The 10,650-nt window shown below is 69.1% G+C and carries 8 protein-coding genes and 2 pseudogenes; 8 read left to right on the forward strand and 2 right to left on the reverse strand.

Going from position 1 to position 10,650, the window contains the following annotated elements; all coding sequences use genetic code 11:
• From R6V09_RS35175 to R6V09_RS35210, 8 genes and pseudogenes are all read left to right on the forward strand, one after another.
• A pseudogene (locus R6V09_RS35175) lies at positions 1 to 264 on the forward strand (hypothetical protein); the annotation flags it as partial.
• A gap of 251 nt (positions 265 to 515) precedes the next feature.
• The gene (locus R6V09_RS35180; RefSeq protein WP_317885521.1) at positions 516 to 1,358 is read left to right on the forward strand and encodes a nitrilase-related carbon-nitrogen hydrolase; all 843 of its coding nucleotides are present in this window, start codon (positions 516 to 518) and stop codon (positions 1,356 to 1,358) included.
• Positions 1,355 to 2,641 (forward strand): aspartate aminotransferase family protein, encoded by a 1,287-nt coding sequence (locus R6V09_RS35185; protein WP_317885522.1) that lies wholly within the window; start codon positions 1,355 to 1,357, stop codon positions 2,639 to 2,641. The genes R6V09_RS35180 and R6V09_RS35185 overlap by 4 nt, the downstream gene beginning before the upstream one ends.
• Positions 2,642 to 2,668: 27 nt before the next feature.
• Positions 2,669 to 4,231 carry a PucR family transcriptional regulator gene (locus tag R6V09_RS35190; RefSeq protein WP_317885523.1) on the forward strand — a complete coding sequence of 521 codons (1,563 nt, stop codon included), beginning with the start codon at positions 2,669 to 2,671 and terminating at the stop codon, positions 4,229 to 4,231.
• Positions 4,232 to 4,386: 155 nt separating this feature from the next.
• Positions 4,387 to 5,229, forward strand: a complete 843-nt coding sequence (locus tag R6V09_RS35195) for a nitrilase-related carbon-nitrogen hydrolase (protein WP_317885524.1) — start codon at positions 4,387 to 4,389, stop codon at positions 5,227 to 5,229.
• Positions 5,230 to 5,342: 113 nt separating this feature from the next.
• Positions 5,343 to 6,746 carry a dihydropyrimidinase gene (gene hydA / locus R6V09_RS35200; protein WP_317885525.1) on the forward strand — a complete coding sequence of 468 codons (1,404 nt, stop codon included), beginning with the start codon at positions 5,343 to 5,345 and terminating at the stop codon, positions 6,744 to 6,746.
• An 11-nt stretch (positions 6,747 to 6,757) separates the two neighbouring features.
• Positions 6,758 to 7,777, forward strand: a complete 1,020-nt coding sequence (locus R6V09_RS35205; RefSeq protein ID WP_317885526.1) for a TIGR03842 family LLM class F420-dependent oxidoreductase — start codon at positions 6,758 to 6,760, stop codon at positions 7,775 to 7,777.
• 124 nt (positions 7,778 to 7,901) lie between these two features.
• Positions 7,902 to 9,449 (forward strand): NCS1 family nucleobase:cation symporter-1, encoded by a 1,548-nt coding sequence (locus R6V09_RS35210; protein ID WP_317885527.1) that lies wholly within the window; start codon positions 7,902 to 7,904, stop codon positions 9,447 to 9,449.
• Between the two features lie 32 nt (positions 9,450 to 9,481).
• On the opposite strand, the gene R6V09_RS35215 is transcribed toward R6V09_RS35210, so the two are convergent.
• On the reverse strand, positions 9,482 to 10,153 hold the full coding sequence (locus R6V09_RS35215; RefSeq protein ID WP_317885528.1) for a hypothetical protein: 672 nt from the start codon (positions 10,151 to 10,153) through the stop codon (positions 9,482 to 9,484).
• A gap of 174 nt (positions 10,154 to 10,327) precedes the next feature.
• Positions 10,328 to 10,650, reverse strand: a pseudogene (locus tag R6V09_RS35220) (carboxymuconolactone decarboxylase family protein); the annotation flags it as partial.

The raw sequence follows: 10,650 nt of genomic DNA on the forward strand, positions 1-10,650 counted from the left end.
CAGATCCTCCGGCAGGGCGTGGCCCGCCCGGCCGGGGAGATAGGCGACGCCGTGCTCGCGCTGGCCGCGGAGGGACGCCGCCGGGAGATCCACGCGCTTCTTGCCGCGTACGTCCGGGTCCGCACCCCCGAGGAGGCGGCCCGCAGCGTCGCCGCCGACCCGCAGCAGCTGGTTCCGCTGCTGCTGGAGGCCGCGCAGGGCGCCTCGGACGAATGCCACTGGGATCTGGTGCATGCCTTGCGGGTGGCGGGCTTCAGCGCGTGAGCGCTCCGCTGGGTGCGCGGTTCTTCGGCTGCGCGCCGGTGGGGGCTTGTCGCGCAGTTCCCCGCGCCCCTTACGGGGCGCCGGACCCGGCTACCCGGCGCAGCGGCTCACCCACCGGAGTGTGAAACAGGATCGACTCCGCGGGTTAACGACGATGGTCTTGGCAAGGCTCCTCCGGAGGCTTACGTTCATCCCTCTACGGCCTTGTCTACGGGCGTAGAGGCTCTGACGTCCCGTCGAAGGAGCAGCTCATGGCCAACGTCGTACGCGCCGCTCTGGTCCAGGCCACCTGGACCGGCGACACCGAGTCCATGGTGGCGAAACACGAGGAACACGCCCGCGAGGCGGCCCGTCTGGGTGCCAAGATCATCGGGTTCCAGGAAGTGTTCAACGCCCCCTACTTCTGTCAGGTCCAGGAACCGGAGCACTACAGCTGGGCCGAGCCGGTGCCCGACGGGCCGACCGTGCGTCGTATGCAACAGCTCGCGCGCGAGACCGGCATGGTGATCGTCGTCCCGGTCTTCGAAGTCGAGCAGGACGGCTTCTACTACAACACCGCGGCGGTGATCGACGCCGACGGTACCTTCCTCGGCAAGTACCGCAAGCACCACATCCCCCAGGTCAAGGGCTTCTGGGAGAAGTACTACTTCAGGCCGGGAAACGCCGGCTGGCCCGTCTTCGACACCGCCGTCGGCAAGGTCGGCGTCTACATCTGCTACGACCGCCACTTCCCCGAGGGCTGGCGCCAACTCGGCCTCAACGGCGCCCAGTTGGTCTACAACCCGTCCGCCACCTCGCGCGGCCTCTCCGCCTACCTCTGGCAGCTGGAGCAGCCCGCCGCGGCCGTCGCCAACGAGTACTTCATCGCCGCCATCAACCGGGTCGGACAGGAGGAGTACGGGGACAACGACTTCTACGGCACCTCGTACTTCGTCAACCCGCGCGGCCAGTTCGTCGGCGAGGTCGCCAGCGACAAGGCCGAGGAACTTCTCGTCCGCGACCTCGACTTCGGCCTCATCGAAGAAGTGCGGCAGCAGTGGGCGTTCTACCGCGACCGCCGCCCCGACGCCTACGAAGGGCTGGTGCAGCCGTGACCAAGGACCTGCTGGAACGGCACAAGGCCGTGCTCCCGGACTGGCTCGCCCTCTACTACGACGACCCGCTCGAAATCACGCACGGCGAGGGCCGGCACGTCTGGGACGCCGAGGGCAACAAGTACCTCGACTTCTTCGGCGGCATCCTCACCACCATGACCGCGCACGCGCTCCCCGAGGTCACCAAGGCGGTCAGCGAGCAGGCCGGGCGGATCCTCCACTCGTCCACGCTCTACCTCAACCGGCCGATGGTCGAACTCGCCGAGCGTGTCGCCCAGTTGTCCGGCATCCCCGACGCCCGCGTCTTCTTCACCACCTCGGGCACCGAGGCCAACGACACCGCCCTGATGCTGGCGACCTCGTACCGGCGCAGCAACCAGATCCTGGCCATGCGCAACAGCTACCACGGCCGCTCCTTCAGCGCGGTCGGCATCACCGGCAACCGCGGCTGGTCCCCGACCTCGCTGTCGCCCCTGCAGACGCTGTACGTCCATGGCGGTGTGCGGACGCGTGGACCCTACGCCCACCTGTCCGACGCCGAGTTCATCGCCGCCTGCGTGGCTGACCTGAAGGACCTGCTCGGCCATGTCCGCCCGCCCGCAGCCCTCATCGCCGAACCCGTCCAGGGCGTCGGCGGGTTCACCTCACCGCCCGACGGTCTGTACGCGGCCTTCCGCGAAATCCTCGCCGAGCGTGGGGTGTTGTGGATCGCCGACGAGGTGCAGACCGGCTGGGGCCGCACCGGCGACCACTTCTGGGGCTGGCAGGCGCACGGCCAGAACGGTCCGCCGGACATCCTCACCTTCGCCAAGGGCATCGGCAACGGCAGCTCGATCGGCGGTGTCGTCGCCCGCGCCGACATCATGAACTGCCTCGACTCCAACAGCATTTCGACCTTCGGCGGCACCCAGATCACCATGGCCGCGGGCCTCGCCAACCTCACCTACCTGCTGGAGCACGACCTCCAGGGCAACGCCCGGCGCGTCGGCGGTCTCCTCATCGAGCGGCTGCGGGCCGTCACCGCCCAGCATCCCGGCGTACGGGAAGTACGCGGGCGCGGACTGATGATCGGCGTCGAGCTGGTGAAACCGGGCACCGACGAGGCCGATCCGCAGGCCGCCTCCGCCGTCCTCGAAGCGGCCCGCGAGGGCGGGCTGCTGATCGGCAAGGGCGGCGGACACGACACCAGCGCCCTGCGCATCGCCCCGCCGCTGTCCCTGACCGTCGCGGAGGCCGAAGAGGGCGCCGCCATCCTCGAACGGGCTCTGGCGAGCACGCAGTAGTAGCAGTACGAGCAAGGGAAACGCGCTATGGCCACCACCCTGGACACCCTGGAGCCCGCCCTGTCGGTCCGTCAGGTCCTGGCTCTGGAACGGGTCCTCGCCGGGGAACCCGAGGTGGTGGCCGGCGCGAGCCAACTCGACCGCGCCGTGCGGTGGGTGCATGTCGCCGAGGCCGCCGACGTCGGCGTGATGCTCACCGGCGGCGAGATGGTCCTCACCACCGGCGTGCTCCTCGCCGGTGACGAGGGCGCCCAGGCCGAGTACATCCAGTCCCTGCACCGTGCGGAGGCCTCGGCCGTCGTCCTCGGTCTCGGCCGCGCGTTCCCCTCCCCGCCGGACGTGATGCGCCGCGCGGCCGAGCGGTGCGGGCTGCCCATGGTGGTGCTCCACCGCCCGTTCCCCTTCGCGGAGTTGACGGAAGAGGTCCAATCCCGGCTGGTACGGCGGAAGTTCGCGGCCGTCAGCCTCTCCGAGGCCGTACGGACCGCGCTCACCGGACTCATCACCGCCGGTGCCCCGCTGCAGAGCCTGCTCGACGAGGTCGCCGCGCACAGCGCCTGTCCCGTGGTCGTCACCAACCTCGCCCACCGCGTCCTCGCCACGGCGGGGGAGCGGTCCGCCGTCGACGACGTGCTGCGCGACTGGGAGCGCATCGCCCGGCAGGCCGGCGGCAGCGAGGGCGACGGCTGGATCCGCGCCGAACTGGGCGGACGCGGCGAGCGCTGGGGCCAGATCATGCTCTGCGGCCACCGCGGCGACACCGCCACCGGACGCCTCCTCGCCGACCGTGCCGCCGAGGCCCTCGTCCTGCACCGCATGCTCGGCGGCTCCGCCCAGACCTGGGAGGAACAGTCCGCACAGAGCCTGCTGACCGACCTGGCGAGCGGCGTCGTACCGGCCCGCCAACTCCTGCCCCGCGCCCGCGCCGCCGGACTCCCCGTCAACCGGCGGACCTTCGTACCGATGGTCGTACGCGACGGCGACACAGCCCAACTGGACAGAGTCCTACGGCTGTTGGGGTTGCCGGGACTCGTCGCCGAACTGGCCGACGGCGCCACCGCCGTACTGCTCAGCCTGCCTCGCGACCAGGACGCGGACGCCCTCGCCGCGCACTTCGCGAGCCGGCTGCGCACGGAGTCAGGGGCGTTGAAGGCGGTGGTGGCCGCAGCCGGTCCGCGCACCGTCTGGGACGACGTGCCCGCCGGGCTGCGCGAGGCACAGCACGTCGCCGACGCCGTGGCCGACTCCAGCGACGCCCTCGAACTCCCCACCGTCGTACGCCTCAAGGACGTCCATCTGCGCGGCCTGATCCGGCTGCTGAGGGACGACCCGCAGGTGCAGTCCTTCGCCGAGCGGGAGCTGGACGGGCTGCTGTGCGCGGCCGACGAGGACCTGCTCGCCGTACTGCGCACCTATCTGGCCACCGGCCGCAACAAGTCGCGCACCGCTCAGCTCCACCATGTGTCGCGGCCCGCGCTGTACCGCCGGCTGGAGGCGATAGAAGGCCGGCTCGGGGTGGACCTCGACGACTTCGAGCAGGCCGCCTCGGTGCACATCGCGCTCCTCGCGCACGACGCGCAACAGGGGTGAAACATGGGACTACCTGCGAAAACGGCGGTGAAACATGCGGCCACGACAGGGTGACACCGTGCAACGCCGAGCGTCCGCAGACGTGACACCGTGCAACTCAAACCGGACTTCAGGGCTTCCTAAGCTCCTCGCACACCTAGCGACCGGAGGTCCCGATGAGCACAGTGATTCGTGCCGCTCTCTTCCAGACAGCCTGGACGGGCGACAAGGAGTCCATGATCCAGGTACACGAGCAGGCGGTCCGCGACGCGGCTGCGCAGGGTGCTCAAGTCCTGTGCTTCCAGGAGCTGTTCTACGGACCGTACTTCTGCCAGGTCCAGGACAAGGCGTTCTACGAGTACGCCGAGGCGATCCCGGACGGCCCGATCGTCAAGCGATTCCAGGCGCTCGCCAAGGAGCACGGCATCGTCCTGGTCCTGCCGATGTACGAGGAGGAGCAGCCCGGCGTCCTCTACAACACGGCCGCCGTGATCGACGCGGACGGCTCCTACCTCGGCAAGTACCGCAAGCACCACATCCCCCAAGTCCCGGGATTCTGGGAGAAGTTCTACTTCCGCCCGGGCAACAGCGGCTGGCCGATCTTCGACACCAAGGTCGGCAAGATCGGCGTCTACATCTGCTACGACCGCCACTTCCCGGAGGGCTGGCGTGCGCTGGGCCTCGCGGGTGCCGAGATCGTCTTCAACCCGTCGGCGACCTCGCGCGGCCTGTCGGCCTACCTCTGGCAGCTGGAGCAGCCCGCTGCTGCCGCCGCCAACGAGTACTTCGTCGGCGCCATCAACCGGGTCGGTGTCGAGGAGTACGGCGACAACGACTTCTACGGCACGACCTACTTCGTCGACCCGGAGGCCCAGTTCGTCGGCGAGGTGGCCAGCGACAAGGAGCCCGAACTGGTCGTCCGGGACCTGGACTTGGCCAAGCTGCGCGAAGTCCGCGACCGCTGGCAGTTCTACCGCGACCGCCGCCCGGACGCGTACGGCCCTCTGACCGCTCCGTAGCTCGGATAGTTTCCGCGCCCCTCGGAGGGCGAAGCCCTCTTGAGGGGCGCGGGGAACTGCGCGCCCAGCCCCCACAGACCCGCACCAGACCACAATCCAGCGGAGTCAAAACAATGAGCACCCGTACCGTAATCCGCGGCGGCCTAGTCATCACCGCGTCCGACGAACTCCACGCCGACGTCCTGATCGAAGACGGCCGAATCGCAGCCCTAGCCACCTCCGGTACGCCGACGGCCGACGCCTGGACCGCCGAGCGGGTCATCGACGCCACCGGGAAGTACGTCATCCCGGGCGGGGTCGACGCCCACACCCACATGGAGATGCCGTTCGGCGGCACCAAGGCCGCCGACACCTTCGAGACCGGCACCCGGGCCGCCGCCTGGGGCGGTACGACGACCATCGTCGACTTCGCCATCCAGAGCGTCGGCGGAGCCCTCCGCGAGGGCCTCGACGCCTGGCACGCCAAGGCCGAGGGCAACTGCGCCATCGACTACGGCTTCCACATGATCGTCTCCGACGTCAACGAGGACACCCTCAAGGAGATGGACCTGCTGGTGCAGGAGGGCGTCACCTCCTTCAAGCAGTTCATGGCCTACCCGGGCGTCTTCTACAGCGACGACGGCCAGATCCTGCGCGCCATGCAACGCGCCGCCGACAACGGCGGGTTGATCATGATGCACGCCGAGAACGGCATCGCGATCGACGTCCTCGTAGAACAGGCGCTGGCCCGCGGCGAGCGAGACCCCCGCTACCACGGCGAGGTCCGCAAGGCCCTCCTCGAAGCCGAGGCCACCCACCGCGCCATCAAACTCGCGCAGGTCGCCGGCGCCCCGCTCTACGTCGTGCACGTGTCCGCGATGGAGGCCGTCGCCGAGCTGGCCAAGGCGCGCGACGAGGGCCTCCCCGTCTTCGGCGAGACCTGTCCGCAGTATCTGTTCCTGTCGACGGACAACCTCGCCGAGCCCGACTTCGAGGGCGCGAAGTACGTGTGCAGCACGCCCCTTCGGCCGAAGGAGCACCAGGCCAAGCTGTGGCAGGGCCTGCGCACCAATGACCTTCAGGTGGTCTCCACCGACCACTGCCCCTTCTGCTTCGTGGGCCAGAAGGAGCTGGGACGCGGGGACTTCTCGAAGATCCCCAACGGCATGCCCGGCGTCGAGAACCGTATGGACCTGCTCCACCAGGGCGTCGTCGACGGGCACATCAGCCGCCGCCGCTGGATCGAGATCGCCTGCGCCTCCCCAGCGCGGATGTTCGGCCTCTACCCGAAGAAGGGGACCATCGCCCCGGGCGCCGACGCCGATGTCGTCATCTACGACCCGCACGCCGAGCAGACCGTCTCCGCCGAGACGCACCACATGAACGTCGACTACTCGGCGTACGAGGGCAAGCGCCTCACCGGCCGTGTCGAGACCGTCCTCTCGCGCGGCGAACTCGTCATCACCGAGCGGGAGTACACCGGCCACGCGGGCCATGGCGTGTACACCCCGCGCTCCACCAGTCAGTACCTCAACTAGGAGTGGCGCACATGGACTTCGGACTCGTCCTGCAGACCGACCCGCCGGCCTCGCGGGTCATCAGCCTGATGAAGCGTGCCGAGCGCAACGGCTTCACCTACGGCTGGACCTTCGACTCCGCCGTGCTGTGGCAGGAGCCGTTCGTGATCTACAGTCAGATCCTGGCCAACACCACGAAGTTGACGGTCGGCCCGATGGTCACCAACCCGGGCACCCGCACCTGGGAGGTCACCGCCTCCACCTTCGCCACCCTGAACGACATGTTCGGCAACCGCACGGTCTGCGGCATCGGCCGCGGCGACTCCGCGATGCGCGTCGCGGGCCGCGCCCCGAACACGCTCGCCCGGATCAGCGAGGCCATGAAGGTCATCAGGGCGCTCGGCTCCGGCCAGGAGGCGGACCTCGGCGGCACGGTCATCAAGTTCCCCTGGGCCAAGGAGGACGCCCAACTCCCGGTCTGGATGGCCGCGTACGGTCCCAAGGCCCTGAAGATGACCGGCGAGGAGGCCGACGGCTTCATCCTCCAGCTCTCGGACCTCTACCTCACCGAGTACATGGTGAAGGCGGTCAAGGACGCGGCCGTCGCCGCCGGACGCGACCCGTCCGAGGTCAAGATCTGCGTAGCCGCCCCCGCCTACGTCACCGAGGACGACTCGCCCGAAGCGCTCGCCCACGCGCGTGACCAGTGCCGCTGGTTCGGCGGCATGGTCGGCAACCACGTCGCCGACCTCGTCTCCAAGTACGGCGAGCACTCCGCCGCCGTACCCGAGGAACTCACGGACTACATCAAGGCCCGTGAGGGGTACGACTATTCGCATCACGGCCGTGCCGACAACCCCGACACCGCCTTCGTGCCCGACGAGATCGTCGACCGGTTCTGCATCATCGGATCGGCCGAGAAGCAGATCGAAAAGCTCAACGCCCTGCGCGAGCTGGGCGTCGACCAGTTCGCCGTCTACGACATGCACGACGCACAGGAAGCGACGATCGACGCCTACGGGTCGAAGGTGATCCCGGCCGTCAACGGCTGATCGCTTTAAATACCGCTCAACTCCCCGTCCCCCCACTCCAGTTCTCCCCCTCCCCACCGTCCTGGGGAGGGGGGCCGGAGCCCCGCACGGCCTTTCCGGACCCACCTCATTGATTGGCCTGCCCATGACCGACACCGCTCCCACGGCCATAGAGCCGACCGCTCAAGTCACCCTCGCCGACGGGCGGGTGGAGATCGCCCCGGGGTCGCCGCTGCCCAGCGGGCCGTACGCCAACGACGACCTGCTGCCGGTTCCCGTCGAGAAGCGCACCTGGACCACGTACAACTTCTCCGCGCTGTGGGTCGGCATGGCCCACAACACGGCCTCCTGGACCCTGGCTTCGGGGCTCATCGCCGTGGGCATGGACTGGAAGCAGGCGGTGTTCACCATCGCCCTGGCCAACCTGATCGTGCTGGTGCCGATGCTGCTCACCGGGCACGCGGGACCGAAGTACGGCATCCCCTTCCCGGTCTTCGCGCGTGCCTCGTTCGGTGTGCGCGGCGCCAACCTCCCCGCTGTCGTACGGGCGTTGGTGGCGTGCGGCTGGTTCGGCATCCAGACCTGGATCGGCGGTGAGGCGATCTTCTTCCTCGCCGGCAAGCTGATCGGGGACAGCTGGGCCAATGCCTCGCACATCGGCGGGTACGCCTGGACGATGTGGCTGTCGTTCGCGCTGTTCTGGGTGCTCCAAGTGGCCATCATCTACCGGGGTATGGAGACGATCCGCCGCTTCGAGAACTGGGCGGCGCCCTTCGTGCTCGTCGGCGCGTTCGTGATGCTGTGGTGGATGAGCAGCAAGGCCGGCGGCTTCGGCCCGCTGCTCGACCAGCCGTCCAAGCTGGGCTGGGGCGGCAGCTTCTGGAAGCTGTTCTGGCCCTCCTTGATGGGCATGATCGGCTTCTGGTCCACGTTGTCGCTGAACATCCCGGACTTCACCCGCTACGGCAAGAGCCAGAAGGCCCAGACGTGGGGCCAGGCGCTCGGTCTGCCGACCACCATGACCCTGTTCGCGTTCCTGTCGGTGATGGTCACCTCCGGTTCGCAGGCGGTGTACGGCACGGCGATCTGGGACCCGGTGCAGCTGGCCGCGAAGACGGACAACGTGGTCGGTCTGCTCTACGCGTTGGTGACCGTCCTGGTGGCGACCCTCTCCGTGAACATCGCGGCCAACCTGGTCTCGCCCGCCTTCGACTTCTCCAACATCGCGCCCCGGAAGATCAGTTTCCGCACCGGCGCCCTGATCACCAGCGTCCTCGGCGTGCTGATCTTCCCCTGGAAGCTGTACTCCGACCCGCAGGGCTACATCTTCACCTGGCTCGGCCTGGTCGGCGGTCTGCTCGGCACGGTCGCCGGCATCCTCATCGCCGACTACTGGATCCTGCGCCGCGGCAAGCTCGACCTCGCCGACCTGTACCGGGCGGGCGGCCGTTACTGGTACGACGGCGGCTGGAACTGGCGGGCCGTCGTCGCGTTCGTGGTGGGTGGCGTACTCGCCGTGGGCGGCGCCGACTTCCACCCGCTGATCGACGGCCGGCCCATCCCGGCCCTGTCCTCGCTCGCCGACTACGGCTGGGCGGTCGGCCTGGGCACGTCGATGGTCCTCTATGTGGCGCTGACGCTGCTGACCCGGAAGGAGCCGGCGCCGAAGGAGCTGACGCTCGTCAAGGCGTAGGACACCGTGTGTCGGAGGGCGGTGGGCCGGCTCTAGCTGGCCTTGCCGCCCTCCAGCGCGGTCACCGCTTCCTTCGCGGCCTTGATCGCACCCTTGTTGATCACGTCCGTACTCGGCGCCTTCTTGTTCTCGAAGTCGCTGCCGTTGTACGTGATGGTCACCAGCGCGTTGCCCGCGCGGACGACGACCGTGCCCTCACGCGTCTGCTGCTTGTCCTCTGTGGTGAGGTTCACGATGGAGTAGGCCGAGTCACCGAGCCCGGGCACCGCCCCGCCGCCGCTCTTCTCCGTAGTGGTCTCGGTATACGACTTTTTCGCCGCTTCGTCCGATTCCGTGATCTCGTACGACACGTCGAGCCAGCGGTAGTCGTACCCCTTGAGCGCGTTCCACGAGCAGGTGCGGCGCACCTTCGTGTCCGTCGACGGGATCTCCTTGCCGGCCGTCTTCGCGCCCGGCACCAGTGACTTGAGCGTCGCCACCGTCACACTTCCGCACGGGGCGGGGGACGTGGAGTACGCCTTGGCCACGGGTGCCGTCGACGGGGCCGAGGTCCCGGACGGGGCGCCGGAGTCGGGCGTCGACTTGTGGTCGGCGGTCGTCGTCGCGGCGAACGGACCGGACGTCAGGGCCCAGCCCATCGCGGCGAGCACGACGACCGGCGACAGACGCGCGGTGAGAGCGAGCGGCAGAGGAAGAGAACGCAAGTCGCACTTCTCGTGGGGGAAGGGTGCGGAGCGGGTCCGCACTGCGGACGGGGACGCCAGTGTCACATGACTCCCTGTGAGGCGGAAGTACGAACTCGCTCCGTGCCTGTGCGGTGACAGTGCCTCACTGTCGACGGGCTGTGTGTCCCCAAATGTCGGCCCCCTGTGCGCACCTCAGGGCCGGGTGGCGGGCACGCGCATCGTCGTCTCGATCCGTTCGACGGCGGCGAACGCCCCGTACGCGATCAGCCGCACCAGACTCGCGTCGGTGCGCCCGGGCCCGCGCCAGGCGGCCACGTCCTCCTCCGTGATCCGGTACGGCGCGAGCGCCGCCAGTACCGCCAGGCGCGCCGCCGGCCGCTCCCGTCGGTTCGGGAAGCCGCGCAGGACGACCGGCGGATGCGATCCGTCCCAGGCCCACAGCGTCTCCCGTACGAGCGTCCTGTCGTCCGTGTCGAGAAGGTCCGCGCCCGCGAGCGCGGCCGTGCGCAGGGCGT

It is taken from the genome of Streptomyces sp. W16, from assembly GCF_033194735.1.
In the GTDB taxonomy this organism is placed as follows: domain Bacteria; phylum Actinomycetota; class Actinomycetes; order Streptomycetales; family Streptomycetaceae; genus Streptomyces.

Bases quoted from the DNA above. Each gene is read 5' to 3' on its own strand.
- R6V09_RS35180 (WP_317885521.1), top strand. From the start codon at position 516: ATGGCCAACGTCGTACGCGCCGCTCTGGTCCAGGCCACCTGGACCGGC.
- R6V09_RS35190 (WP_317885523.1), top strand. From the start codon at position 2,669: ATGGCCACCACCCTGGACACCCTGGAGCCCGCCCTGTCGGTCCGTCAG.
- R6V09_RS35195 (WP_317885524.1), top strand. From the start codon at position 4,387: ATGAGCACAGTGATTCGTGCCGCTCTCTTCCAGACAGCCTGGACGGGC.
- hydA (WP_317885525.1), top strand. From the start codon at position 5,343: ATGAGCACCCGTACCGTAATCCGCGGCGGCCTAGTCATCACCGCGTCC.
- R6V09_RS35205 (WP_317885526.1), top strand. From the start codon at position 6,758: ATGGACTTCGGACTCGTCCTGCAGACCGACCCGCCGGCCTCGCGGGTC.
- R6V09_RS35210 (WP_317885527.1), top strand. From the start codon at position 7,902: ATGACCGACACCGCTCCCACGGCCATAGAGCCGACCGCTCAAGTCACC.